We start from the raw sequence: 26141 nt of genomic DNA on the forward strand, positions 1-26141 counted from the left end.
CCGGACGTCACCAGCTCGACGCCCCAGAGTCCACGGCATCACCCCACGCCGATGACCACCTTGCCCTTGGCATGACCCAGCTCCAGATAGGCGATGGCCGTCGGAATCTCGGCGAACGGATAGCGTCGGTCGATCGCCGGGCGCACCTTGCCGCTCTCGATCAGTCCCGACAGGAACGCCAAGTCCTCGGCGGTCACATGCGCCGCCACCATGGCGATGTCCTTCCCGCCGCGGAGCGCAACCCCCATCATCTTGGGGACGCTGGTGAACCCCGTGACAGCCGCCTTGCCGCCTGGAGCGAGCGCTCGTTTGAGATCAGGCACCGAACGGTTCCCGATCGTGTCGAGAATGCGGTCGTAGCGCTCGCCGCTATGGGCGAAGTCGGTCGTCTTGTAGTCGACGACGTGATCGGCGCCGAGCGAACGAACCAGATCGACATTGGCGGAGCTCGTCACGGCGGTCACTTCGGCCCCGAATGACTTGGCGATCTGGACCGCGAAGGAGCCGACACCGCCGGACCCACCGTTGATCAGCACCTTCTGCGTCGCATCGATCGCCCCATGGTGTCGAAGCCCCTGGAGCGCGGTCACACCAGCCATCGGCACGGCAGCCGCTTCCTCGAAGGACAGGTTGCCGGGCTTCGACGCCATCACCCCCACGGGTACGGCAACGTACTCTGCGAAACATCCGTATCCATGGTCCAGGAGGTTGGCGTAGACCTCGTCACCCGGCTTGTATTGGGTAACGCCGTTGCCGACCGACTCTACCTGCCCGGCGACGTCCACGCCGAGAATCGGGTTCTTCGGCCGTAGCCAGCCCAGGACCGCACGCGAGAAGAGGGGCTTGGCGCGCATGGAGTGCCAGTCCGCCGGATTGACGGATGTCGCCAGTACCCGCACAAGGACTTCATCGGCGTCCGGTACAGGCTTCGCCACCTCCACCATCCGAAGCGCTTCCGGCGGTCCATACGTTTCCCCAACGAGGGCTTTCATTCTGTACCTCTCTGTAATACGCCGCGAACGACACGCCGCGGACGACCTTTACCCTGTCGTCACGTCCGCCGGCGACTCCAGTCCAGCGGTGATGGGAGACGGCTTGAACCCCTTGACGACGAGGTAGATGCCGAGGGACAACTCCCAGATGAACTCCGGGATCGTCGCAAGGCCCTGGATCGACGAACCGCGCGGGGTCAGGCCCAGCATGACGGCGATCCCCGATGCCATGATGAGCGGACCGCCGATCAGCCCGAGTATCGCCATGCCTCGCGGCACGAGACCGGATCGAACCATCAGCCAGCCAAGGATGAGTCCATTCGCGAGGCCGGCGAAGAAGCCTGGCCCAAGCAGGAACGACCGATCATAGATCGCGACGAAAACCTCGCCGATGTCATTCGTGCCTGTGCCTTCCTGCCGCATGAACACGAACGTCAGGACGCTCACGATCCCGATGGCGATGAACACACACTCCATGACCCGGGCGGTGACGTAGCTGAGCGCGCCTGCTTCGCTCTGCCGCTTGAGGATCGGGTAGAACACCACGGCGGTACCGATATTGGCGATGATGAGGACGATCTCGAGGACGGCCCCCAGGGCTAGTACTCCACCACTGAACATGCTCGTGGCGGCCACCAGAGTAGGGAACCCCTAGAATCCACAGTGGTGGAGTACTAGGCTGGTCGTCGGGTCGGCACCTGTCCCCGTGATGAGGCCGGGGTTCTCCCGCATCGGGGCATACAGGAAGAAGTAAGCCGGGATCGATGTGGCGAAGGTGATGATCCAGAGCCAACCTGAAAGTGCAGCGGTTCGCCGCAAGTTCATGGGGTCCTCTTCCTTCCAATCGAGTGATCGTCGATTCGGCGGCGGACGTTCGTCCTACCACCCCTCATGCGTTCTGCGGGATCGCCCGCAGGTCCGGACAGAGCGGCTGTCGCTCTCTGGTCACGGCTTCGTCCCCGCCCGCGCCCGACGCGACAGTGGTCGCCGGCACGTTTGCGGTAGCTTGCGCGAAGTGGATCCTGCGCGATGGTAACACACGCAAGCTCGTGTCGACCGGCTCGTGAGCGACCGGCCGGCGACGTACGGGCGCTCGACAGGAGGGCGGGCTCGCGGGGTGGCATCGTGCGCCCATGGAGCGAGCGCCACACGTCCCGGATCGGTGTGGGCCTACTCCGGCATCCGACGATCGCCCTCCGGCTCGCGCCCATTCCGATCGCACTCTCCGCTGCGTTGCAGACCACGCCCCCCAAGTTAACGGTTGCGCGGCGGCTCCGCGGCGGTCGAACGCCCCCCTCGCGCGCCCCAAACCCCGTTACATTGGACGCCAGCGTTTCAACCGCTGGCCCGCACCGCCCACCCCGTGGACCGGCCGTGAGCCAGCACCCGACCGAGGAGGTCAACACGGTGTCCACGTTCCTCGAAGCATTCCAAGCCTTCGGCCCGCGGTTGGTCTACAACCGTACGGCCACCACCGCCGAGGTCGCCCAGACGCTGGCCGGCCGCACCGGCCTGAAGCACGGGCAGGCGCTCATGGTCCTGCGCGAGCTGCACGAGGTGCTCCTGCAGTACGGGGCAGGCGGCACGCCCGTCGAGCTCGACGGCATCGGCCGCTTCCGCCCGACCATCCTGCGCGACGGCAAGCTCACGTTGCGCGTCGTCATCGACGCCGAGCTGGCCAACGGCCTGAACCGGCTGGACAGCTACCGCGGTGAGGTCGTCAACCGCGGCCACATCGGGCTGGATGACGCCGGGTACAAGGCGCTGTGGGACGCCGCGCATCCGGACAATCCGCTCGAGCTGCCGGCGAAATCGGCGCGGGTGGCGTAGGCTCCGGGGCGCGACGATGCGCGGCGCGTAGGCCCTGGGGCGCGCAATCGACAGCGGCGGACCGGATGGGTCCGCCGCTGTTGGCGCCGCGGGTCGGATCGTCCGGTAACTCGGAACAAGGGTTGTCGCTCCTCACAGCATCATCCATCGATTGATGGACGCCAAGGACGTCCGCAATCATCCTCCCAGAACGCATCGAGTGGTCGGAAATCCACCACGGCGTGGTGGAATCCCGTAGGTGGTGGACGAGGTCTACCCGCCGTCCTGACGTTTCGCTCGATCTCCGACGCAGGCCGTCAAGCGGCGGCGGAGGGTGCGGCATCGCGCACACGGACCACCCTCACCCGCTGTCCTCCGCCTGACCAATGATTTCCCAGCGATCCTGCAGGACCAGTGCGGTCCGGATGAGGCCGGCGTGCGAGTATGCTTGCGGCGTGTTGCCCAGAGCCAGGACTGCGTCCGGGTCGAACATCTCCGACAGCAGTCCCGTCGGACCGCAGCACGAGAGCATGTCTTCGAACAGCGCGATCGCGTCGTTCCGACGGCCGATGCGCCAGAGCGCTTCGGCGAGCCACGCCGCGCAGATGTGGAAGCCGCCCGCGTCGCTGCCGGAGATACCGTCCGCGAAGCGGTACCGAAACACCGTCGGTCCGCGGCGCAGATGCCGCTCGACGAACTCGACGGTCGACACCACCCGCGCGTCGTGCGCCGGCAGAAGTCCCGAGATCAGCACCCACAGCGATGCCGCATCCGCCTCATCGCTCCCGTAGGCGGCGGTGTACGCACCGACACCCGCATGCCACCCGCGCGTCAAGACATCGGCAGCGATCTCGTCACGCAGCTGCGGCCACTTTGGATCGACGGCTCGTCCCAGATGATCGGCGATCCGCACGGCCCGGTCCACCGCCACCCACGCCAGCACCTTGGAATGGAGATGGTGCCGCACGCGGTGCCGGTGTTCCCAGATGCCGGCATCCGCCTCCGTCCAGCGGCTCCCCACCGCAGCGATCAGCGTCTCGACGAGTGCCCACCACCGGTCGGCGAACGGCACGCCCAGCCGCGCCAACGACCCCATCAGGTCCAGGACGGCGCCGGCCACGTCCAACTGCAGCTGCTCGGCCGCGGCATTTCCCACGCGGACGGGTCGCGAGCCGAGGTAGCCGCACAGGTGGGCCAGCTCGCCCTCGCCCGGCGGCCACTCGCCGCCCACACCGTACAACGGCCGCAAGCTGCCCGCCGCGGGCTCCATCCGCTGGAGGGCGAGCCAGTCGACGAAGCCGATGGCGTCCGCCGTATCGCCCAGCCGGATGACGGCCTCGAAGGCGTAGGCGGCGTCGCGCGGCCAGCAGTAGCGGTAGTCCCAGTTGCGCACGCCCCCCGGCGCTTCGGGCAACGATGTCGTCGCGGCCGCGACGGGCGCGCACGTCGGCGCATACACCAGCCCGCGGAGCACGCGCGCCGAGACCTCGATCGGGTCCGCCCAACGGGGCGGCAGCGCCAGCGGCGGCGCAGCGGCCCGCCAGGCCGCGGCCACCTCGGCCGGCGCAGGCGCTTCGCCCTTGGCGCCCACGCGCAGCACGAGCCGCAGCGGGCCCTCGAGCTCGAACTCGGCGCTCGCGGTGTGATGCTCGCCCTCACGGGCGATGGACCACACGACGCCGGACGATTCCAGGTGGTGGGGGGTCACCACGCCCGCAATACCCAAGCCCGTTGCCTCGGGCACGAGTCGCGCCGGCCGGCGCGCGAAGTCCGGGCGCGGGGCGAAGAGAATGCGCACCCGGGTGCCCGGACGGGACGGGCGCAGCTCGCGCACGAGGATCGTCCCGTCTTCCACCGGCACGAGGGCATCGTGCACCACCAAGTCGTCCCAGGTCGTGGCGAGCACGAGCGACCCGGGCAGGTAGCTCTGTTGCCCGGGCGCCGTCGTTCCGGCGGGCCGCACGAGCCACCGTCCGGCCGTCGGACCGCCGAGCAGGCTGGCGAACAACGCCGGGCGGTCGAACCGCTCGGGTGCCAGCCAACAGATGGTGCCGTCCGGAGCAACGAGCGCCGCCGTGTGGCGATCGGAGAGCAGCGCCAACTCGTCGATCGCGGCCGGCACGGTCTGCGCCAGGGCGCGGCGGCGGCCTTCCGCCAATCGCACCAGCGCCTCGGCAGCGGCGGCCGGGTCCGGCAGCCGGAACGCGGCGCGGGTCCGGCCCGGACCGATCTTGATGCCCACGTCGGCGCTGCCCAGCACGGCGAACGCATCCTCGTCCGTCCGGTCGTCACCCAAGCACAGCATGCAGGTGGCGCCCAGCTCGGATCGCAGCCGCGAGAGCGCGAGCCCCTTGTCGGCCTGCACCACCGACAGCTCGACGACCCGCTTGCCTCGCCGCGACCGAAGCAGACCCGGCGGTCCGTGTTGCCGCAGCATCGGCATCCTGCGCGCCAGTCGAGCCAGCGCCTGGGCGGCGTCGGCGCGGTCGGCGCAGCGATAGTGCAGCGCAACGGAAGCGTCCTTGCGCTCGACGGTCACGCCACCAAGCCCTTCCGCCACCGTCGTCATCACCTCGCCCACGTGCTTCAGCAGTCGGCGGGCGGGCTCGTCCAACATGCCCGCCGTGCCCGGCTCGAACTCCGAACCGTGACCGCCGACGCGCAGCACTTCGGCGGACATCGTGCCGAGCCGCATGTCCAGATCGACGAAGGCACGGCCGCTGATGACCACCACATGGGTGTGCGGGAGACGCGCCAGCAGCAGCAGCGCCCGGCGCGCACGTGGCAGCATCGCGGCATCGGCTGGATCGTCGACGATCGGAGCGAGGGTTCCGTCGAAGTCGACGGCGACGAGCAGGACCGGGGTCGACATCAGGGTGCCCAGGGCGTCGTCCACGCCGCTCAACGTACCGCGTCCTTCATGCCGTGGTGCCGGGCGCCGGTGCGGTGATCGCATCGAGGGCGCGTCGGGCCCAGTCGTGAACGTCCTGGCGCTGCGCGGCCGTCCGCAGCGCACGCATCCGGCGCCGCTGTTCGGACTCCGGCATGTCGAGCGCCCGCTCGTAGGCATCGGCCACGCCGTCCACATCGTACGGGTTCACCAACAGCGCCTGTCGCAGGTGCCGAGCGGCACCGGCGAACTCGCTCAGGATGAGCACGCCCAGATTGCGCACCCGCGCCGTGACGAACTCCAACGCCACGAGGTTCATCCCGTCGCGCGGCGGCGTGACCACCATGATGTCGGCGGCGCGGTAGTAGGCCACGAGCTCGTCGATGTCCAGCCGCGCATATTGATACTGCACGGGCACGCGACCCAAGCGCGCGTACCGTCCGTTGATCGAGCCAACCAACTGTTCGATCTCGCCCCTTGTGGCGGCGTAGTTGAGGGCCATCTCACGGCTTGGGACGGCCACCTGCAGGAACACGGCGTGCTCGGCGAGGTCAGGACGGCGCTGCAGGAGCGTCTCGAATGCGCGCAGCCGCGGCCGGATGCCCTTGGTGTAGTCCATCCGGTCCACCCCCAGGAACAGCCGCCGCCCCTCCAGAAGGCCACGAATCTCCGCCATCTTGTTCAACGTGTTCTCCGCCCGCGCCAGCGCCACGATGTTGTCGGTGTCGATTCCGATGGGCAGTGCGTCGACCCGGATGGGGCGCCCGCCGTGTACGAGCCCTCCCCGCGTCCGCCACGCACCGGCAAGGCTGCACGCGGCGGCTCGGAAGTGATCGGCATCCTGGCGGGTCTGGAAGCCGAGCGCATCCGCGCCTAGGAGCCCGCGCAGCAGCTCGGCGCGCCACGGCAGCTGGGCGAACAGGTCCGGCGACGGGAACGGGATGTGCAGGAAGAGTCCGATCCGGACATCCGGGCGAAGCTCGCGCAGTCGTCGGGGCACCAGCGCCAGCTGGTAGTCGTGGACCCACACCGTCCCGCCCGGTCCGGCCGTCTGCGCGGCCAAGCCGGCGAAACGGTCGTTGACCGTCTGGTAACAGTGCCACCAGTGACGATGAAACGTCGGGAGGCGGATGCGGTCGTGAAACAGCGGCCAGAGCGTGCCGTTGCTCATGCCGTGGTAGTAGTCGCGCACCTCGTCGTCGCCGAGCGGCACCGGGACCAATCGGATGCCGCGCGGGCTCGTGCTCGGCAGGCCCGACGCGGAGCCGCCCGGCCAGCCCACCCACGCGGCCCGCCGCTCGCGCATCACAGGCTCGAGCGCCGCAACCAGGCCGCCGGGCGAAACGACCCATCGGCTCCGGAGTCGCTCGACGGGCAGTCGGTTGGCGACCACGGTCAGATCCACGCTCAGATCAGCGGACAGTCTAGCGGTCAGATCAACGCTCAGATCAATCGTCCACCTCGCAATCTCACGCGCCGGGCCCGCAAGCACGGTGCGGAGGGCGAGGTCCAGGCTACCAGCCCTTGGCCGATCCGGCAACCACCTCGGCGACGGAACGAGCGCGGTCGACCGCCCGGCCCGACACAAGCCACCGCCCGGAGCGCCTGCGTCGCCGGAGGTTGAGGCGTGTGAGGGGCATAGCAGGGTGATCCTGGGGTCGGAGGAGGCCAGAGAGTCTCCGATCGTTGACGCGTATCATGTACGGTGGCCCGTCCACCCGGACGAGGGCGTACGCGCACCCTGAACCGAGTCGCCCGTGATCGACATCGACAAGGTAAGCGTTGTCTATTGGGGTTCCTTATCGCATGTTTTCGTTCCAATACTACCGGAACCCCCATCATCGAGATCGCGCGACGTCAGGGGCAACGGGTTGAGCTGCGGCCGGCGGCGTAGTGCACGGTTCGCCGTCGCGATCGCGCGAAGACAACGCACGGCCGATTGGACCTACCCCACCACCGTCTTCACGTTCACCCACTCCATCACCCCCCACCGCCCCAGCTCCCGCCCGTACCCGCTCGCCCCCACCCCGCCGAACGGTAGCCGCGGATCCGATCGCACGAAGGCGTTCACGAACGCCGCGCCGGACTCCAGCCGCTCCCGGGCGATCGCCTCGCCCCGCGCCGCGTCGCGCGTGAACACGGCCGCGCCTAGGCCGTAGGCCGATGCGTTCGCCAGCGCGACGGCATCGTCCTCATCCGCGGCCTCGACGATCACCGCCGCCGGGCCGAACAGCTCTTCGTCGAACGCGGGCATGCCGGGCCGCACGTCGCACAGCAGCGTCGGCGGGTAGAACGCGCCGGGGCCGCTCGGCACCACGCCGCCCATCACCAGCCGCGCGCCGGCCGCCGCCGAATCGACCACCTGACGGTGCAGCGCATCCCGCAGATCGCGGCGCGCCAGCGGGCCGAGCGTCGTCGCCTCGTCGTGCGGATCGCCCATCACCACCGCCGCCAGCCGCTCGATCACGCGAGCCTCGAACGCCGCGCGCACGGGCGCCTCGACGATGAAGCGCTTGGCGGCAATACAGCTCTGGCCGCCGTTGATCATCCGCCCCGTGACGCACGCCGCCGCAGCAGCGTCGAGGTCGGCGTCCGCCAGCACGACGTAGGCATCGCTCCCGCCCAGCTCGAGCACCGACTTCTTCAGGTGCGCACCGGCCAGCGCCGCCACCGCCCGCCCGGCGCGCGTGCTCCCGGTGAGCGTCACGCCGGCGATGTGCGGGTGGGCGATCAGCTCGGGGACGATGCCCGGATCGGCATCGATGTCGATGAGCGGCGCCTGGAAGACGCCCGCCGGCAGCCCGGCGGCCGCGAACACGTCGACCAGCGCCAGCGCGCAGCCCGGGACGCTCGGCGCGTGCTTGAGGATCACCGTATTGCCGGCCGCCAAGGCCGGAGCCGCGAATCGCACGACCTGCCACAGCGGGAAGTTCCACGGCATGATCGCCAGGAGCACGCCAAGCGGCCGGTAGCAGACGTAGCTCGTCGCGAACTCCGTGGCCACCGGCTCGGGCGCCAGGAACTCGGCCGCGCGCGCCGCGAAGTACGCGCAGCCCGTCGCGCACTTCTCGACCTCCGCTCGTCCCTCCCGCACCGGCTTGCCCATCTCGTCGGCCATGAGCGCCGCCAGCGCATCGACGCGGCCGCGCAGCACGTCGGCGACCGCGTCGAGCACCCGGCAGCGCTCCGCCGGCGGGACGTCGCGCCACGCCAGGTAGGCCGCATGGCCCATGTCGACCGCGCCCCGCACGTCCGATGCCGTGGCGGCCGGATAGGTGGCGATCACTCGACCCGTCGCCGGGCTCATCGCGGTGAGGGACATGGCATCAGCACCCCCGTGAAATCGGCGCCCAACCTTGCGCTATCCATTGACCGCACTTGCGTGTTCTATCCCGTGTCCTCACCGCAACCCTCACCGCACCAACCCCACCAACACCGAGACGCGTGCCTTCCCCCGTACGCGCCTCGCCTCCCTCTCCCAGGCTGAGCCGCTCGGTCGCACCGCGATCGAGCGGCTCAGCCGTTTTTGGCGGGGGTGTCGCCGCGGCGTCACGGCCGATTGCGATCCGCTGCGCCGCCCGACCCGCCAACCCCCGCTGCGATCCCCGCCGCGATCCCCGCCGCCACGCGCCGGTGCCATTCCGCCTTCGGGTGGCCGTCCACGGGAAAGTACAGCGCGTCGTCCGTCGCGCCGTTCATATCGGTCAGATCGATGGAACGGACGCCGCTGTCGGCGAGGAGCCGGCGCATCCGGGCCACGTTGGCCGCCGCCCCGTCGGGGTAGCGGAGGGGCAGGAGAACGACGTGGAACGTGGCCCCCGCGGCCCGCGTGACGCGGTCCATCTGGCGGACGGCCGCCTCGGTGTTCGCCCACTCGATGTCGATCAGCGCCGGGTCGCCGGCCGGGAGCGCGTCGGCCAGCCCGATCAGCCGATCGAACTCCGGCCGGCCGCCCTTCACGCGGTACAGCGGCAGGCGCTGGTGCGAGCGCTCGACAAGCTCGAGCCACGACGGGTCGGGGCCGTTGCGGCTGATGTGGAAGTCCAGCCAGCCGTACAGCACGCGCTCCAGGCCCGGCTCCGACGGCGCGATCTCGTCCAGCCACGCCATCGCCTGCATCGTCCCGTAGCCGTTCACGCCGCGGTTGCGCACGTCCATGTACGGCCAGTGGTCGCGCTGCAGGACGGCCGGGTACGGCACGTCGTCCGCCACACCGTGGCCGAAGGTGAACGAGTCGCCGAAGATCTCCACGACCGGGCGGCCGGCGGGCGCGTCGCGGTGGGCCGGGATGTCCCGCGCGCCGCGGGCGTCGATCGAGTACGTCGCATCGAACTCGTCCGTCCGCAGGTGGCCGACGGCGCCCGGCACATGCCTGTGGCCGCGGATCGGGTCCGCCGTCATGTAGCCGGACGGCGCCAGCGTCGGCGCCGGCTCGCCCGCCTGCCGCACCCGCTCGAAGCCTCGCCCGAGGTCGATGCCGGCCATCCGCGCCGCGACGATCCCGACCACGACAGCCGCGATGACGCCGCAGCCGACGGCGGCGAGGCGGAAGGCCAGTGGGGGGGGCGCCGCTCGTCCATCGTCCGGCGGCATCGGCATCAGTCCGGCGACGTCAGCGGCGCCGGCACGATGTCCGACAGCGGGCGGCCGTCCGGCGAGGCGTCCGCCTTGTCGACCAGGATGCCGCCAAGGACGAGGACGTCGATGTCGGAGTGGACGAACGTCGCCAGCGCGTTGGCGGGGGTGTCGACCATCGGCTCGCCGCGCAGGTTGAAGCTCGTGTTCAGCAGGACGGGCACGCCGGTGCGCTCGCCGAACTTCTCGATGATCCGGTGGTAGGCCGGGTTCGCGTCGCGCCGGACCATCTGCAGTCGGCCGGTGCCGTTCACGTGCGTCACGGCCGGGATCTCGACCCGTTTGGCCGGCGGGATGTCGGCCACCATCAACATGTACTCGGCCGGGCCGATCCGATCGCCGTCCGGCAGCACGAAGTACTCCCGCGCCCGCTCCTCGAGCACGACCGGCGCGAACGGCCGGAACGGCTCGCGGAACTTGATCTTGACGTTCACGATCTCCTTCATCTCCTCGCGCCGCGGGTCCGCCAGGATGCTCCGGTTTCCGAGCGCACGCGGTCCCCACTCGGAGCGCCCCTGGAACCAGCCGACCACCCCGCCGCCGACGAGGACGTCGACGACGCGGTCGTACAATGCTTCGCGGTCGTCGTACGCCGTGTAGCGCAGGCCGAGGTCGTCCAGCACACGCCGGGAGGCCGCATCGTCGTACTCCCGGCCCCAGTAGGCGTGGTCCATGACGAACCGCCGCGGCCGCTGCAGCACGCAGTGCTCCGCCCATAGCGCCGCGCCGAGCGCGCCGCCCGCATCGCCGGCGGCGGGCTGGATCCAGACCTCTTCGAACGGACCCTCGGACACGATCCGCGCGTTGGCCACGCTGTTCAGCGCGACGCCGCCCGCCAAGCACAGGCGCTTGGCGCCGGTGCGGTCGTGGGCCCGGCGGGCGAGGCCCAGCATGATGTCCTCGGTCACCCGCTGGATGCTCGCTGCGACGTCGGCGTAGTACTGGTTCGTCTCTGCCGCCGCATCGAGCCGGTCCGGGTGCGTCCGCGGCGTGTGGAACTCGCTCTCGCCGCGGCGGGCCGGGCCGAACAGCGCGGTGAATCGGTCGTTGTACGTGCGCTCGGTCGAGCGATGGAAGCTGAAGTAGTCCATGTTCAGCCGGAACGCACCGTCGGATGAGAGGTCGACGAGCCGCCACACCTTGTCGACATGCTTGGGCTCGCCGTACGGCGCCATGCCCATCACCTTGTACTCGCCCGAGTTCACCCGGAAGCCGAGCCACGCCGTGAAGGCCGAATAGAGCAGCCCGAGCGAATGCGGGAAGCGAATCTCGTCCAGGAGCTCGATCCGCGACCCGCCCCCGTTCCAGTCCGCCGTGCCGCGCCCGATCGTCGTCGTCTGCCACTCCCCGACGCCGTCGCACGTGAGGATCGCCGCCTCGTCCCACCGCGTGCAGAAGAACGCGCTGGCGGCGTGGGACATGTGGTGGTCGGCGAACAGGATCTTGTCCGGCGGCACGCCGAGCTTGTCCTGGATGAGGCTCTTCACCCAGAGCTTCTCGTCGAACCACGCCACCATCGACTCCCGGAACACGGCCCATGTGGCCGGCCACGACGTGAGCGTCGTCTGCAGGATCCGATCGAACTTGCGCAGCGGCTTCTCGTAGAAGACGACGTAGTCCAGGTCAGCCGCCGTCAGCCCAGCCTGTTGCAGCGCGAACGCCACGGCGCGCTCCGGGAAATCGTGATCGTGCTTGCGGCGGCTGAAGCGCTCTTCCTCGGCAGCCGCGACGAGCAGACCGTCGACGAGGAGAGCGGCCGCGGCGTCGTGGTAGTGGCATGACAGGCCGAGGATGTTCATCGGGGCGGCTTCATCGGAGCAGCCTCATCGGCGTGGTCCATCAGAACTGCCGCCGCGCCGCGTCGAGGCCGTCGGCCTGTTGGTCGGCGTCGATCCAGGCGGCGGTGCGGCGTCGCAGAGCCAACGGATCCTTCGTCGCGCGGCTGTAGAGCGCGAACGGCACGAGGATCGTGAAGTAGAACACCGTCATCGCCACTCGGCCGACGAGGTCACCCACGGCGTGGCCGAAGCGCTTCCAGAGCCGCCACGCTTCCCGAGGTCCTCGCACGAGCGCGACGATGGCGAACACCGTCACGACAGCCGCGAGGACCTTGAGGAGCAGCATCGACGAACGCGCTTGGATCGGGTTCGACTAGAAAAGCGAGTAGATGAACGGCCCGACGCCGGACGCCGAGGCGAAGACCAGGAACAGCCCGAACCCGACGAGCACGACGACCATCGGGATCAACCACCACTGCTTCTGATGCCGCAGGAACGCCACGAGCTCCCGCGCGGTGCCGGCATTCGTCCACATGTTGCGCAGGAGGCGTCGCACATCGCACCTCGGATCGTTCGGCGGTGGCGGGGCAGGGCGGGGCGGGGCGGGGCGACGGTATAACACATCGGGGCAGGAGGGAGCAACGTAGGGGACGGACTACGGGCAGGCACGTGGCCTGCCCGTAATTCCTTGCGAAGGACCGAGTGACCGGCCGCCAGAGGCGGCGCGGACAGATGGAGAGTGATCGTGGACGCGTATAATGTTCGACAGCATGCCCGATCGGAAGAGGGCGTACGCCCACTCTGAACCGAGTCGCCTGTGATCGACATCGACAAGCAGGTTGCCTATTGGCGAGACGTAGCGGACGAGGACTGGGTGGTCGCATGCTCGCTGATCCGTCAGCAGCACACCCGTCATGGCCTGTTCTTCGCTCATCTCGCGCTGGAAAAGGCGATCAAGGCGCACGTCTGTCGGGTCACTCGCGATCTGGCGCCGCGAACCCACAATCTGGTGCGCTTGGCCGAAGTCGCGAGTCTGCGCATGTCGGATGAGCAGATCGATGTGCTCGCGGAGTTCAACGCCTTCAGCCTCGAGGGCCGCTACCCCGAGCAGCTCTCGGCGCCACCAACCGCAGCGGAAGCGATGGACTGTCTCGAACGAGCGGAGCCGGTGTACGCATGGTTGATGCAACAACTGTAGTCGTCGTGCGGGCCTACTTGACGGCACTCGAGCATGCGGGCCTTGATGTGTCCTGTGCCGTCGTGTTCGGATCGCATGCCGCTGGTGGGGCGAGCGAGTGGAGCGACATCGACGTCGTCGTTGTCTCACCCGCGTTCGACGCCCCGCGCGACCACGGGGCCGCCGCCTTCCTTTGGCGCGTCGCCGCCCGCGTGGACAGCCGGATCGAGCCGATCGCGTGCGGCGCGCAGCAGTGGCAGGACGATGACACGAGCGCGATCATCGAGATCGCGCGGCGGCATGGGCAGCGGGTGGAGATGCGGCCGGCGGCCTAGTAGTGGCGCTGCGACACCCCATTCCCAGATCGCGCCCATCACATCGCCCGCTCACCGCCCGCCCCACCACACCGCCCGATCACACGGCAGCTCCCGCGCGATCTGCCGGTACACCTCGGCCAACGCGGTCGCATCACCCGCGTGCCTGACCTTGCGTGGGTCGTCCACGAGCTGAGCCAAGAACGCCGCGTCCGCATCGCCCCCAAGCCCCACCGCCAGCACGTCGATCCCCGCCCGCCGCAGCGCCCCCGCCGCGTCCACCGCCGCCTGCGGCTCCGCGTCCTGCCGCCCGTCCGTGAGCAGGACGACGGCCTGCTTCGCGTCCGGACGCGGGCTGGCGAGCATCGTGCCGAGCGCGAGCGCCAGGCCGCTGTCCATCCGCGTGCCCGCGGAGAGCGCGATGCGGTCCACGGCGCCGACGAACGCCGCGCCGTCCGTCGTCAGGCCGATCATCAGGCGCGCGTCCGTGCTGAACGTCACCAGGCCGACGCGGTCCTTGCCGAGGCGGAGCATGTCCACGAACGCGCGCGCCGCGTTCTGCGCGGCGGCCAGCTTGTCGCCGGTCATGCTGTTGGAGGCGTCGAGGATCAGCAGGACGTCCAGGGGTTGGAGTTCGGGTTGGCACGGGGCTTCGCGGAGGACGAGCGGGAGGTAGATGCTGGCCGGCGCCGGCGTGGGTGTGACCGTCGGCGTCGGCGTGATCGTCGGCGTCGGGGTCGGCGCGACGACCTCGATGTACGGGATCGGGAACACGAACTGGCGCTGTGCGCCGTCCGCGTCCGTGGAGTCCGCTACCGCCAGCCGGTTCGTCGGGATGCGGCGTCCCGTGCGCAGCGGCCGCACCCGCAGCGAAAGCGTGATACCGGTGCTGGGCAGTACGCCCCGTCCCCACGTCACGCGCCCATTCCCGACGCCCGCGGGCGGGAACGACGAGTCGGCCACGTACTCCACGTCCGCCGACAAGGCATCGTTGATGACGAGGTTGCCGATCCGGCTGGCCGTAATCTGGTGCGCCAGCTGAGTGAAGACCAAGTACAGATCGTCCGCCGTCCAGGTGGCGAAGTAGTGCACCGGACTGCTCGCGATCGGCCGCAGTACCCAGTGCGAGGGAGGGCTGCCAAATGCGACAACGAAGATCTGGATCCCCGCGTCCTTCGTGCGCTGGGCCTCGATCTTGGTTGACGGGCCCTCCATGCCGCCGTCAGACATCAGGATGATGATCGGGATCGCTGACGAATTTCCAGCTGTCAGAAGGTGGTCCCTTGCCTTCGCAATTCCAGAGTCGATGCTTGATCCATCGCCCGCCTCCTCCTGAGAATCACCGAGCAGGGATCCGAGATCGCGGTGCTCATGCGAAAGCTGGCTGACAACTGAAGCCCGCGCGCGGAACACCACCATTCCCAATCGGTGCCGCTGTAGGTCGATCGCCTTGTCAAAGTCGTTGAGCGCCTTTCGAATCACCTCCGCCGCTTCGGTCATGGAGGAAGAGTTGTCCACCACCAGCACAATGTCGGCAGCGAGCCCCGTGTCGGCCATCGGGCAATCCGCCCGCAGGGTAAGCGTGATGCCGACGGTGTTCCCAAGAACTACCGTCGATGGTCCGGCGCGCTTGTCGCCCATCATGATGCAGCTTGAGCGGGACGGTGTTGGCGTCGCCCCAATCAACGGTGTCTCGTCCGACAGCGGGTCGAAGCGATAAAGCACCCGCTTGCGCGCGTCCAGAACATACACGCGAAGCTGTTCGTCGATTCCGACGTCCGCGATCTTAAACGGTGCGCCGTTCTCCTCTGCTGGCCAGCGGACGATCAGGTTCCCGCTCGCCAACTCGCGCAGCTCCAGCCAACCGTCCCACATCGCAGTCACCACAATGCGGCCCACCTGCTCGTGATCGACGACCGCCACGAACTGCGGTCCGACGGCGTAGCCCGCCGCCACGTCGGCCAGCGGTGTCCCATCGGGAGCAAAGCGCTGTAGGCGCTTCTCGATCAGGTCTGTAGCCACAAGCTCGCCATCGGGATAGATCGCGATATCGAACGGCCATAGCTCGCTCTTCGATGTGCCCGTCACCACCAACCCCGGCACGCCGGTCAAGGCATCGTGCCAGCGGATCTTCTTATCTGAGCGGAGAGCCACCGCCAAGTTGCCGGTGCTCCACGCCACACGACCCATCCCACCGCAGTTGCACGAGACATCCCACGGTGGCTGCAGCTGTCGGGTCCAGGTCCGTGCGGACGAGGTGGTCCGAGGCCGTGATCATGACGACGTCATCAGTCGTCGGACCAACAGCATCGACGCTGACGAGCTCCGAGGCGACCGGGCGTGCGCCGAGTTGGACGAGCTGGCGGTCGTAGGCAACGATCCGCCGCTCTTCATGATCGTAGACCACGACGCCGTCGCTCGTTGCCGTGCCCAAGCGCATCGAGCCGTCGCCGCAGGCAGTCCACCCGCGCTGCGTCGGCTTGTCAGGCATTGCGCCGTCGGGCGGACCCGCGTGGACCGTGGCAACGGGTTGATCGGCCGCATCGAGCCGGGTCAGGACAAGACCGTCGTCGTCCGCCCCAAGAGTGACCATCCCTTGGCTTTGCGCAGCACCGCTGAGCGGCCAAGCCTCGATCGTCGACGCTCGATAGGACACACCGGGCAGCGGCACGTCGCTCACTCGGCGCCCCGAAGCGTCCACGACAACGTGATGAACCGTGCTCGTCGCAGCGTCGACGGCGATCACGTGCACGGTCGTCCCGACGGCGTCGATCGCGAGCGGCTGCAGGCGACCGATGTCGACCATCTTGTCCGTGTATGGGCTCACGGTCTGTACGTGAACCGTGCCGTTCTCTTTGATCGATGCCACCCGGTCCGCAGCCACCATGTCGAACGAACCGGCCTGACGACGCACCACGGAGATCAGCAACTGCCGGTCCGCATTGATCGCGCCGGAGCGGTCGCTGATAAGGATCGTGCCCGGTTGGACCAAGTAGACCTCGCCCCCGAACATCGCAAGATCTGTGAACTCGGCCCCGATGCGGAGCGTGCTTGTAACCGTGCCTTCGGGTGACCGCAATTCAACATAGGTCGGGCGATACCCCAGCTGCGGCCTGCCGTTCTCGATCGCGAAACGAGTCCAAAGCACGGCAACGTCGCCATCAGGCGATGCATCGATCGCAATTGGAACAAGCACACCACCGCACGCCAACTGTGCAAGCTGATGCCGCCACCGCTCCCGCTCGGTCCCATCCGCGTTGAACACCACAACCGTGTGGCTCGTGAAGTCCGCCACGTACATCGTGCCTTCGGGACCGAGGGCTACGTCCGTCGGTAGGAGCCGCTCGCCGGGCACGTGGTCGAGGGATACCGAGGCGGCGAGGCGGTAGCTGCGGGGAACGCCAACGTCGCTCGCTGCGTCAACGGCCGCCGCCGTCGGCCGCGAGTCGGGCACGCCCGCCGTGCGGCCGCTGCCCCGTCCACTTCCGATCGCAAGCGCGCATCCGATCGTGACGGCGAGTCCGAGCCATGCGCTCCTGTCCCAGGCGACATTCCTGAGCACCACGGCGCACCTCCTGATCCCTCGACAGCAAACGGGGACGACGACACCGTGAAGACGCGGTCGCCGCACATGCAGACTACGGCCGACGATTGGAGTCGTCAAGGCATTGTTGGGCAGCGACCCACCGACCCTCCCCGCATTGGCCCCCCACCCCCCACGCGGTACAATCACCCCCGTGCCGTCGACCCTCCCGCCCCCCGGCGCAGGCGGCGAGCACGCCGTTCGACAACCGCATGCTCCTCCCGAGGCGCAGGTTGCCACCCTTCTCGCCTGGACCCGGCAGCGGCCGGGCCGGGACGGTCCGTGGGCAGTCGCCGCGATCGCTCGGGCGCTGTCGGTCCGCACGTCCAATCGACGACCCTGCGGCCACGACGCCCGATCGTACGGTGCCGCACGAGCCGTCCAGACATGGACGGCTTTTTCGTTGCGTGCACGTGTGCGCCTTCGCGCCGGCGGCCCGCTCATCGGAGGCTTGCGATATGAGCGCCCAGATCCCGCCCGCATCCGTCGATCCCGCCGTCGTGGCCGCCGGCCGCTCCAAGGTCACCGTCCGCACCGTCGCCGCCAAGCGCAAGAGCGGCGACGCGATCACGATGCTGACCGCCTACGACTACCCGTCGGCCCAGATCGGCGACGCCGCCGGCATGGACATGCTCCTCGTCGGCGACTCGCTGGCGATGGTCGTCCTCGGCCACGAGAACACGCTCTCGGTCACCGTCGACGAGATGCTCCACCACTGCCGCGCCGTGAAGCGCGGCGCCGCGTCGGCGATGCTCGTCGGCGACATGCCGTTCATGAGCTACCAGGTGGACGTGCCATCCGCGCTGCGCAACGCCGGCCGGTTCCTCCAGGAAGGCGGCATGGACGCCGTCAAGCTCGAAGGCGGCCGGAGCGTCGTGCCCCAGGTACAGGCGATCGTCGCGGCCGGCATCCCGGTCATGGGCCACATCGGCCTGACGCCGCAGAGCATCCACGCCCTCGGCGGCTTCCGCGTCCAGGGCAAGACCGCCGCCGAGGCCAAGCGCCTGCTGGACGACGCGCTGGCGCTGCAGGCCGCCGGCTGCTATTCCATCGTCCTCGAGAGCGTCCCGGACCGACTGGCCGCCGACATCACCCGCCGCCTAACGGTCCCGACGATCGGTATCGGCGCCGGTGCCGGCACGAGCGGCCAGGTGCTCGTCTTCCACGACGTCCTCGGCCTGTTCGAGCGCTTCACGCCCAAGTTCGTCCGCCGCTACGCGGAGCTCGGCGTCGCCGCCCGTGACGCCATCAGGCAATACGCCGACGACGTCGCCGCCCACAGCTTCCCGGCCGCCGAGCACACGTTCACGATGAGCGACGAGGCCTGGCAGGCGTACAGCGAGCTGGCCGACGGCCCGGCCGGCACGGCGACGTCCGCTCGCCGCCGAACGGGCGTCGCCGCGCCGACCTCGACGCGCTAGCCGACACCGCTAGGCCGCCGCGATGAACGAACCGCGCCCGCCGATCACGATCCTCGGCACCGGCGCCCTCGCGATGCGCTTCGGCGCGACGCTGGCGCGCGCCGGGCACGCGGTGACGCTGGCGGGGACGTGGGCGGAGGGGTTGGCGGCGATGGGAGGGCGGGGGATCGAAGTGGTGGAGGAAGGTCCGCTTCCCCCGGCGGCCTACGGCCCCCTCCCCCCGACCCCCTCCCCCAATTCTGGGGGAGGGGGAGGTTGGTTTGCCGGGGTGGAGACCATCGACCTCTCGGCGAACAAAGTGCCCCAGTCCTCCCCCCCCCAACCCGTGATCCTCCCCCTCCCCCAGAATTGGGGGAGGGGGTCGGGGGGAGGGGGCCGCAGGCCGTCGGGGATCGAGAGCCGTATGCCGTCGGCGGAAGCGGACCTCAGCCCATCCCGTTACCTCCTCGTCCTCGTGAAGTCCCACCAAACCCCACGCCTCGCCCCCGTCGCTGCCCGCCTCGCCGCCCCCGACGGGCTGATCGTCACCCTCCAGAACGGTCTCGGCAACGCCGAGTGCCTCGCCGCCGCCGCCGGCCCCGACCGCGTCGCCGTCGGCGTCACGACGCTTGGCGCGGCGGTCGCCGGGCCGGGGCGCGTGCGGTTCGGGGGGGACGGGACGGTGACGATCGGGCGGTCGGCGGCGACGGCAGCGCGCGTGGACGCCCTCGTCGACATCCTGGTCGCCGCCGGCATCGACGCGGCCGCGACGGACGACATCGCCCCGACGGTGTGGCGCAAGCTCGCCGTGAACTGCGCGATCAACCCTCTCACCGCCTACCTCGGCGTCCCGAACGGCCGCCTGCTCGAGGATCCCCAGACCATCGCCCTCCTCCACGCCGCCGCCGCCGAGGTCGCCGCCGTCGCCGCCGCCCTCGGCATCCCCCTCGACGCCGACGTCGCCGCCCTGGCCGAGGCCGTCGCCGCCCGCACCGCCGCCAACCGCTCGTCCATGCTCCAGGACACGGACCGCGGCGCCCCGACCGAGATCGACGCGATCAACGGCGCCGTCGTCCGCGCCGGCGAAACGGTCGGCGTCGAGACGCCCGTCAACGCCGCGCTGTGGCACGCGATCGTCTCCCTCACCGCCGACGACGCCGCTTCGCCGCGTCCTCGCGACGTCGGCTCGCTGATCGAGAGGACCGCTCGATGTCCGTGACGTTCCTCGCCAACCCAGCCCAGCTGCGCGACTGGCGCGCCGCCCTCCCCCCTGCCGCCACCATCGGCTTCGTGCCGACGATGGGCTACCTGCACACCGGCCACGCCTCGCTCGTCCGGCGCGCCGCAGCGGAGTGCGATCTGGCGATCGCCAGCATCTTCGTCAACCCGAGCCAGTTCGACCGCGCCGACGACCTGGCGGCATACCCGCGCGATCTCGACCGCGACCGCGCGCTGCTCGAGGCCGCCGGCTGCCGCGCCGTCTTCGTGCCCGAGGCCGCCGACATCTACCGCCCCGGCCACCAGACCTGGGTCGTGCCGGGGGACATCGCCTCGCCGCTGGAGGGCGCGTCGCGGCCGGGGCACTTCCGGGGTGTCGCGACGGTCGTCCTCAAGCTCTTCCACCTGGTGCAGCCTACGCGGGCCTATTTCGGCCAGAAGGACGCCCAGCAGGTGGCCGTGATCCGGACGATGGTCCGCGACCTGGACGTACCGGTCGAGATCGTCCCATGCCCGACCGTGCGCGAGCCGGACGGGTTGGCGATGTCGAGCCGGAACAGCTACCTCACGCCGACGGAGCGCGCCGCGGCGCCCGTCGTGTACCGCGCGCTCGAGGCGGCGCGCATCGCCTTCGAGGCCGGCGAACGCGATGCCGAGACCCTTCGCGCCATCATGCGCGCTGTCGTGGCGACCGAGCCCCTCGCCCGGCTGGACTACGCCAGCATCGCCGACGCCTTCACGCTCGCCGAACTGCATGGCGCCGAACTGCAACGCCCCGAACCGACGCGCGCCGAAGGCGGGGCCGTCGCATCGATCGCCGTGTTCCTCGGCCGCGCGCGCCTGATCGACAACCTTCTCCTCCCGGCACCAACGGCCCCGGCCGTGCCCGCCCGCCACTAGGAAACAGCCACCGTGCACCGAACGCTCCTCACCGGCAAGATCCACCGCGCCACCGTCACCGGCGCCGACCTGCACTACGTCGGGTCGATCTCGGTCGACGCGTCGCTGCTCGATGCCGCCGGCATCCTGGCCCACGAGCGCGTGCAGGTCGTGGACGTGACGAACGGCAACCGGCTCGAGACGTACGCCATCCCGGCGCCGCCGGGCAGCGGCACGATCCAGTTGAACGGCGCCGCGGCGCACCTCGTCGAGGTCGGCGACCTCGTCATCATCATGGCCTACGGCCTGTTCGGCGACGCCGAGGCGCGCGACTGGCAGCCGCACGTCGTGCACGTCGACCGGCACAACCGCGTCGTCGAGGTCATGCACGGCGTCGTCGGCGGGGCGTACGAGACGTGCTGAGGTGATGGTCGGTCCATGCGTCGCCCGCGCAGGGGTTGACAGCCGCCGCGTTCCATGATAGGCTGCCGCGCAATTCGACGAAAGGAGGCGCACGCGATGATTTTCGACCGGCCGTTCGGCACTTCGCCCAAGGCATGCGTGCGCCTGGACATCGTGTAGTCAGCGACGTCTGATCATCAGACCTTTCGCGGCCACGGGGCACACGCCACCGTGGCCGTTTTCGTTTCCACCGGCGCTGCGTGCCGGACCTCGAACGCCACGGTGACTTCCACCGCGGCGTTTTTCGTTGCCCGTTCCCCGCGCCGACCCGGCTGTGACGCCGCCCCATGCCTGACGCCGAATCGCATTCCACGACCCAAGGAGTCTTCGACGATGCGTTCCAACAGCTTCCGTTCCCGCACGCCGCGGGTCACCAACACGTTCATCGCCAAGGGCGGCCGCCAGCGGCCGCCGGATCCATGGTCCCGATCGAAGCAGCGCCCTCCCGGCCGCGACGCGCAGGCTGCCGAAGCCGCCGCGCCCGCCGCGCCGCCCCCTTCGCAAGGCGAGACGCCCCATGAACCCAACCACGCCGGCTCAACCGCTGACGTCGCCGCCACCGCCGCATCGGACGACATCGTCGGCGCCACGAACGCCGCACGAACGGACGCCGCCGACGGCGCGGCGGCTGATCCGCCACTACCTCCGTCCGCACCACGCTAGGATCGCCGTCCTTGCCGTGCTGCTGCTCGGCCACATCGGCCTGCAGCTCGGCATCCCGCAGTTCATCCGCGCGTTCATCGACCGCACGGTCGCCGGTGCGCCCCCATCGGCGCTCGTGGGCATCGCGGTGGCGTTCCTCGGCGCGGCGGTCGTCAACGAGCTGCTGAGCGCCGCCGTCACCTGGATGGGCCAGGACGTCCGATGGCGGGCGACGAACGCGCTCCGCGCGGACCTGACGCGGCACGCGCTGCGGCTCGACCTGACGTTCCACGGCGCCCAAACGCCGGGCAAGATGATCGAGCGCCTGGACGGCGACGTCACCGAGCTCTCCAACCTCATGAGCGACTACGCGTTGCGGGCCGCGGGCAACGTCCTTACCTTGGTCGGCGTCCTCGTGCTCCTGGCGCGCGAGGACGGCTGGCTCGGGCTGGCGTTCCTTGGCTTCGTCCTCGCCGTCGGCGCCACGTTCCGGCCGATCGCCCGAGTGGCTGTGCCGGCGTGGGCCGTGTCCCGGGAGGCGAACAGCGAGTTCATCGGCTTCATTGAGGAGCGCCTGCACGGCACCGAGGACATCCGGGCCGCCGGGGCAGTGGGTTGGACGATGGCGCAGCTGCAGCACGCCACGGGCCGCATGATGCGCGTCGAGCGGCGGGCCTCGCTCCTGGGCAGCTCACTGTGGATGGCGACGGTCATCCTGTTCACGGCGGCGCACGCGCTCGCGCTCGGCTTCGGCGCCCACCTCTACGTCAGCGGCGCGATCACGATCGGCACGGTTTATCTGATCTTCCACTACACGGAGATGCTGCGGCATCCGTTCGAGATGCTCGTCGAACAGCTGCAGGACCTGCAGCGGGCGGCCGGCAGCTTGAAGCGCGTGACGGAGCTGCTCGGCACTCCCTCACGCGAGACGGACGTCGACGCACCGCAGCGGCTGCCGGCCACGCGGGCGCTGGGGGTGCGGTGCGAGGCCGTGGGCTTCCACTACCCCGACGGCGCGGCGGTCCTGCAGGACGTGTCGTTCGATCTGCCGCCGGGCCGCGTCCTCGGCCTGCTGGGGCGCACCGGCTCCGGCAAGTCGACGCTGGCGCGGCTGCTCATGCGGCTGTACGACCCGACGTCGGGCGTCATCCGGCTGGGCGAGGTCGATACGCGCGCGGCGGCGCTGGCCGAGGTGCGTGCGCGCGTCGCGTTCGTCACGCAGGACGTCCAGCTGTTCAGCGCCACGGTGCGCGACAACCTGACACTGTTCGACCCCTCCGTTCCCGACGCGCGCGTGACCGACGTCATCGCGTCGCTCGGCCTCGGCGGCTGGCTCGAGGCGCTGCCGGACGGACTGGACACCGAGCTGCAGACGGGCGGCGGCGGGCTGTCGGCCGGCGAGGCGCAGTTGTTGGCGTTTGCCCGCGCGTTCCTCAAGGATCCGGGCCTGGTCATCCTGGACGAGGCATCGGCGCGGCTCGACCCGGCCACGGAACAACGGATCGAGGTCGCCGTCGACCGGCTGCTGCACGGGCGGACCGGCATCGTCATCGCCCATCGCCTGGGGACGGTCCACCGCGCCGACGACATCCTGATCTTGGAGGACGGCCGCGTGCGCGAGTACGGCGACCGCGTGGCGCTCGTCGCCGACCCCGCGTCGCGCTTCCGGGCGCTGCTGGCCACGGGCCTCGAGGAGGTGCTCGCATGACCGCGAATGTCGATCTGGAAGACATGGTGGAACTCGCGACGGCGCGCCCGCCGAGCACGTGGTGGATGGCCGCCAAGCTCGGGCTGGCGTTCCCGAGGATGTGGCTGGCCGACGCGGTGGCCTGGGGCATCGTCTGGGCGTCGCCGCTGGCCGTCGGGATCGTGCTCAAGAACGTTCTCGACGGGCTGACGAGTGCCGAGCCGCTGGCCGCGCTGCCGTGGGGCATTGGCGCGCTCGTCGCGTTCGCGGCGCTGCGGCTCGGCGCGATCGTCGGCGGGATCTGGGTGAACATGACGTTCGTCAACCACGTGGCCGTCCTGCTGCGCGCCAACGTCATGGACCGCCTGCTGGCGCGCCCCGGCGCGCTGCCGCTGCCCGAACCGCCCGGCAAGACCGTCAGCCGGCTGCGGGACGATGTCCGCGACATCATGTGGGCGACGGAGTGGACGGTCGACCTGGTCGGCATGTGCACCGTCGGCATCGTCAGCCTGATCGTCCTCGTCCGGGTCGACGCCGTCATCACGGCGCTCGTCTTCGTGCCCTTGATCGGCGTCGTCTGGCTGGTGCATCGGCTGCGGAGCCGGCTCATGCACTACCGCGATGCCGCCCGCATCGCCACGGCGCAGGTCACGGGCTTCCTGGGCGAGACGTTCGGCGCCATCCAGGCCGTCAAGGTGGCCGGCGCCGAATCGCCCGTCGTGGCGCGCTTCGACCGCCTGAACGAGACGCGGCGCACGGCGGCGATGGCCGACACGCTCTTCTCGGCGCTGCTGAACAGCGTGTTCGTCGGCGTCGTCAACCTCGGCACGGGCCTGATCCTGCTCATGGCCGCTTACCGCATGCGCTCGGCATCGCTGAGTGTCGGCGATCTGGCTTTGTTCGTCTTCTACATCGGCGTCGTGGCCGACAGCACGTTCGCGTTCGGCAACCTGCTGGCGCGCCACAAGCAGGCCGGCGTGTCCCGCGACCGCCTGACGCGCCTTCTGGACGGCGAGCCGGCGGAGTCGCTCGTCGCCCCGCGTGTCCTCGACCTCGGCGATCGGCCTCCGGTGCCGGCGGTCGTCGCCCGGCGCGGCGCGGACCGGCTCGATGACCTGTCGGTCCACGGCCTGACGTACCGCCACCCGACGACCGGCCGCGGCGTGTCCGACATCGATCTGCATGTCTCAAACGGCGAGTTCGTCGTGATCACCGGCCGCATCGGCGCCGGCAAGACGACGCTCGTTCGCGCGCTCCTCGGGCTGTTGCCGCCGCAAGCGGGCGAGGTGCGATGGAACGGTCGGGCCGTGGCGATCGACGATCTCCACGCCTGGATGGTCCCGCCGCGCGTGGCCTACAGCGGCCAGGTGCCGCGCCTGTTCTCGGACACGCTGCGCGACAACCTCCTCCTCGGCCACGCCGCCGGCGACGATGCCCTGGCCGTCGCCCTCCACACCGCCGCGCTGGACGCCGACGTCGCCCACCTGGACGGCGGCCTCGACACGCGCGTCGGTCCGCGCGGCGTCAAGCTCTCCGGCGGTCAGCTCCAGCGCGCCGCCGCCGCCCGCGCGCTCGTCCGAACGCCAAGCCTGCTCGTCTTCGACGACCTGTCGAGCGCGCTGGACGTCGAGACCGAGGCGGAGTTGTGGCGGCGGTTGTTTGCGCGGGCAGGGGATCGGGCGACAGCCGATCTCGCCTCCTCACAGGCGTCGCCAACTCGCAACGGCGGTCGGCACCATGCCGTCGACCCTGTGGATGACGGCGCGACGGCCGGACCGCCCACCTGTCTCGTCGTATCCCACCGCCGGCCCGCGCTCCGCCGCGCCGACCGCATCGTGCTGCTGGCCGAGGGGCGGGTCGAGGGGGTGGGGACGTTGGACGAGCTGCTGGCGGTGAGCGGGGAGATGCGGGCGCTGTGGGCGGGGGAGGGGGAGGGGGACGACTTCACTTGACCGGCGCTACCGACCGATCTCGACGATGGACCGGCCTCGGCAGATCCCTCATGCCCCCGCCATCCAGTGAAACAGCAAGTCCTGCTCAAACGTCTCTCCCCCCGCCTCATGGATCAGCCGCAGCAGCTGTGCCCGGTGGTCCGTGCCGTGGTTGCAGACGTGCAACAGGATCTGCCACGTCGCCAGCGGCAGGCCGGGGATCGGCTGCGCCGCGACATCGGCCTCGGTCAGCCCGGCGGCGAACGCCTCGACGGCCGCCAGCGAGCGCTCGACGAGCGGGGCGACGGCGGCCCGGTCCGGAAACTCGTCGACCGGCGGCCTGGCTTTGCGCTCGCCGCCCCGGAGGCCGTGCAGCCAGCCGATGTCGACCATCGCCAGGTGCACCAGGTGGTTGCGGATGCTGCCGTGGCCGTAGTCGACGGGGGCGACGAAGGCCTCCGGTGAGAGCGTGGCCGTCGCGTCCCAGACGCGGCGGTTGAGGGCGACCTCGTAGGCGAGCATCGTGCGGAGGAGGTCGAGCGCGGCGGGTGCGGCGGGGGTCTCGACAGCGGGCGCGGTCATCGCGATTCTCTTTCGGGAATATCGACGCATGCGAACGAATGTTCGCAATCGTACCCCCCGGAAGCCCAAAACGGCCCCCCCCACCCCCCCCCAAAAACCCCGCCCCCCCCCCGGCGGCCCCAACCCCGCCCCCGGCGGGGGGGGGGGCCCGGCCGGCCCCCC

Annotated in this window: 20 protein-coding genes and 1 pseudogene; 9 read left to right on the forward strand and 12 right to left on the reverse strand. The window is 70.1% G+C overall.

The genetic code is table 11. The features are described 5' to 3' along the window. Positions 1-38 precede the first annotated feature (38 nt). Positions 39-992, reverse strand: a complete 954-nt coding sequence (locus tag IPG72_13660) for an NAD(P)-dependent alcohol dehydrogenase (protein ID MBK6770030.1) — start codon at positions 990-992, stop codon at positions 39-41. Between the two features lie 48 nt (positions 993-1040). Next, a pseudogene (locus IPG72_13665) lies at positions 1041-1817 on the reverse strand (DUF4386 domain-containing protein). A 549-nt stretch (positions 1818-2366) separates the two neighbouring features. On the opposite strand from IPG72_13665, the gene IPG72_13670 reads away from it, so the two are divergent. Continuing rightward, positions 2367-2822 (forward strand): hypothetical protein, encoded by a 456-nt coding sequence (locus IPG72_13670; protein ID MBK6770031.1) that lies wholly within the window; start codon positions 2367-2369, stop codon positions 2820-2822. A 340-nt stretch (positions 2823-3162) separates the two neighbouring features. Here IPG72_13670 and otsB read toward each other — a convergent pair whose 3' ends face one another. From otsB to IPG72_13705, 7 genes are all read right to left on the reverse strand, one after another. Further along, positions 3163-5706, reverse strand: a complete 2544-nt coding sequence (gene otsB / locus IPG72_13675; protein ID MBK6770032.1) for a trehalose-phosphatase — start codon at positions 5704-5706, stop codon at positions 3163-3165. Between the two features lie 13 nt (positions 5707-5719). Beyond that, the gene (locus IPG72_13680) at positions 5720-7126 is read right to left on the reverse strand and encodes a trehalose-6-phosphate synthase (GenBank protein MBK6770033.1); all 1407 of its coding nucleotides are present in this window, start codon (positions 7124-7126) and stop codon (positions 5720-5722) included. A gap of 510 nt (positions 7127-7636) precedes the next feature. Beyond that, entirely contained in the window at positions 7637-9013 is a 1377-nt protein-coding gene (locus IPG72_13685; protein ID MBK6770034.1) for an NAD-dependent succinate-semialdehyde dehydrogenase, read from the reverse strand. Between the two features lie 227 nt (positions 9014-9240). Beyond that, positions 9241-10284: a hypothetical protein gene (locus tag IPG72_13690; GenBank protein ID MBK6770035.1), complete on the reverse strand. Its 1044-nt coding sequence runs from the start codon at positions 10282-10284 to the stop codon at positions 9241-9243. A gap of 5 nt (positions 10285-10289) precedes the next feature. Further along, a complete protein-coding gene (locus IPG72_13695) occupies positions 10290-12125 on the reverse strand; it encodes a hypothetical protein (protein ID MBK6770036.1) in 1836 nt (611 codons plus the stop codon). Between the two features lie 40 nt (positions 12126-12165). Then, positions 12166-12450, reverse strand: a complete 285-nt coding sequence (locus IPG72_13700; GenBank protein MBK6770037.1) for a hypothetical protein — start codon at positions 12448-12450, stop codon at positions 12166-12168. A gap of 27 nt (positions 12451-12477) precedes the next feature. Beyond that, complete coding sequence (locus IPG72_13705) at positions 12478-12660, reverse strand: hypothetical protein (GenBank protein ID MBK6770038.1); 183 nt, start codon at positions 12658-12660, stop codon at positions 12478-12480. Positions 12661-12921: 261 nt separating this feature from the next. Between IPG72_13705 and IPG72_13710 the strand changes: the two genes are divergently transcribed. Together IPG72_13710 and IPG72_13715 are read left to right on the forward strand one after the other, a co-directional pair. After that, on the forward strand, positions 12922-13302 hold the full coding sequence (locus IPG72_13710; GenBank protein ID MBK6770039.1) for a HEPN domain-containing protein: 381 nt from the start codon (positions 12922-12924) through the stop codon (positions 13300-13302). A 47-nt stretch (positions 13303-13349) separates the two neighbouring features. Next, the gene (locus tag IPG72_13715; GenBank protein MBK6770040.1) at positions 13350-13616 is read left to right on the forward strand and encodes a nucleotidyltransferase domain-containing protein; all 267 of its coding nucleotides are present in this window, start codon (positions 13350-13352) and stop codon (positions 13614-13616) included. A gap of 51 nt (positions 13617-13667) precedes the next feature. Here the strand turns inward: IPG72_13715 and IPG72_13720 are convergent, their stop codons facing one another. Together IPG72_13720 and IPG72_13725 are read right to left on the reverse strand one after the other, a co-directional pair. Next, complete coding sequence (locus IPG72_13720; protein ID MBK6770041.1) at positions 13668-15776, reverse strand: VWA domain-containing protein; 2109 nt, start codon at positions 15774-15776, stop codon at positions 13668-13670. Beyond that, a complete protein-coding gene (locus IPG72_13725) occupies positions 15730-17160 on the reverse strand; it encodes a hypothetical protein (protein ID MBK6770042.1) in 1431 nt (476 codons plus the stop codon). The genes IPG72_13720 and IPG72_13725 overlap by 47 nt, the downstream gene beginning before the upstream one ends. A 476-nt stretch (positions 17161-17636) precedes the next feature. Between IPG72_13725 and panB the strand changes: the two genes are divergently transcribed. The 6 genes from panB to IPG72_13755 all read left to right on the forward strand — a co-directional run bounded on the left by panB (position 17637) and on the right by IPG72_13755 (position 25418). Then, a complete protein-coding gene (gene panB / locus IPG72_13730) occupies positions 17637-18599 on the forward strand; it encodes a 3-methyl-2-oxobutanoate hydroxymethyltransferase (protein ID MBK6770043.1) in 963 nt (320 codons plus the stop codon). A 22-nt stretch (positions 18600-18621) separates the two neighbouring features. Further along, on the forward strand, positions 18622-19797 hold the full coding sequence (locus IPG72_13735) for a 2-dehydropantoate 2-reductase (GenBank protein MBK6770044.1): 1176 nt from the start codon (positions 18622-18624) through the stop codon (positions 19795-19797). Next, positions 19788-20696 (forward strand): pantoate--beta-alanine ligase, encoded by a 909-nt coding sequence (locus IPG72_13740; GenBank protein MBK6770045.1) that lies wholly within the window; start codon positions 19788-19790, stop codon positions 20694-20696. The genes IPG72_13735 and IPG72_13740 overlap by 10 nt, the downstream gene beginning before the upstream one ends. Positions 20697-20708: 12 nt before the next feature. Continuing rightward, the gene (locus IPG72_13745) at positions 20709-21098 is read left to right on the forward strand and encodes an aspartate 1-decarboxylase (GenBank protein MBK6770046.1); all 390 of its coding nucleotides are present in this window, start codon (positions 20709-20711) and stop codon (positions 21096-21098) included. A gap of 556 nt (positions 21099-21654) precedes the next feature. Then, positions 21655-23487, forward strand: coding sequence for an ABC transporter ATP-binding protein (locus IPG72_13750; protein MBK6770047.1), 1833 nt, complete (start codon positions 21655-21657; stop codon positions 23485-23487). Beyond that, positions 23484-25418, forward strand: coding sequence for an ABC transporter ATP-binding protein (locus IPG72_13755; protein ID MBK6770048.1), 1935 nt, complete (start codon positions 23484-23486; stop codon positions 25416-25418). The genes IPG72_13750 and IPG72_13755 overlap by 4 nt, the downstream gene beginning before the upstream one ends. A gap of 48 nt (positions 25419-25466) precedes the next feature. Here IPG72_13755 and IPG72_13760 read toward each other — a convergent pair whose 3' ends face one another. Next, on the reverse strand, positions 25467-25979 hold the full coding sequence (locus IPG72_13760) for a DinB family protein (protein ID MBK6770049.1): 513 nt from the start codon (positions 25977-25979) through the stop codon (positions 25467-25469). Between the last annotated feature and the right edge of the window lie 162 nt (positions 25980-26141).

The sequence above is a fragment of the Candidatus Avedoeria danica genome (assembly GCA_016703025.1).
Classification (GTDB): domain Bacteria; phylum Chloroflexota; class Anaerolineae; order Epilineales; family Epilineaceae; genus Avedoeria; species Avedoeria danica.

What these genes read in the sequence shown, in the direction of transcription:
- IPG72_13660 (MBK6770030.1), bottom strand. Translation starts at nt 992, where the DNA reads ATGAAAGCCCTCGTTGGGGAAACGTATGGACCGCCGGAAGCGCTTCGG.
- IPG72_13685 (MBK6770034.1), bottom strand. Translation starts at nt 9,013, where the DNA reads ATGTCCCTCACCGCGATGAGCCCGGCGACGGGTCGAGTGATCGCCACC.
- IPG72_13690 (MBK6770035.1), bottom strand. Translation starts at nt 10,284, where the DNA reads ATGCCGCCGGACGATGGACGAGCGGCGCCCCCCCCACTGGCCTTCCGC.
- IPG72_13695 (MBK6770036.1), bottom strand. Translation starts at nt 12,125, where the DNA reads ATGAACATCCTCGGCCTGTCATGCCACTACCACGACGCCGCGGCCGCT.
- IPG72_13700 (MBK6770037.1), bottom strand. Translation starts at nt 12,450, where the DNA reads ATGCTGCTCCTCAAGGTCCTCGCGGCTGTCGTGACGGTGTTCGCCATC.
- panB (MBK6770043.1), top strand. Translation starts at nt 17,637, where the DNA reads ATGAGCGCCCAGATCCCGCCCGCATCCGTCGATCCCGCCGTCGTGGCC.
- IPG72_13735 (MBK6770044.1), top strand. Translation starts at nt 18,622, where the DNA reads ATGAACGAACCGCGCCCGCCGATCACGATCCTCGGCACCGGCGCCCTC.
- IPG72_13740 (MBK6770045.1), top strand. Translation starts at nt 19,788, where the DNA reads ATGTCCGTGACGTTCCTCGCCAACCCAGCCCAGCTGCGCGACTGGCGC.
- IPG72_13750 (MBK6770047.1), top strand. Translation starts at nt 21,655, where the DNA reads ATGAACCCAACCACGCCGGCTCAACCGCTGACGTCGCCGCCACCGCCG.
- IPG72_13755 (MBK6770048.1), top strand. Translation starts at nt 23,484, where the DNA reads ATGACCGCGAATGTCGATCTGGAAGACATGGTGGAACTCGCGACGGCG.
- IPG72_13760 (MBK6770049.1), bottom strand. Translation starts at nt 25,979, where the DNA reads ATGACCGCGCCCGCTGTCGAGACCCCCGCCGCACCCGCCGCGCTCGAC.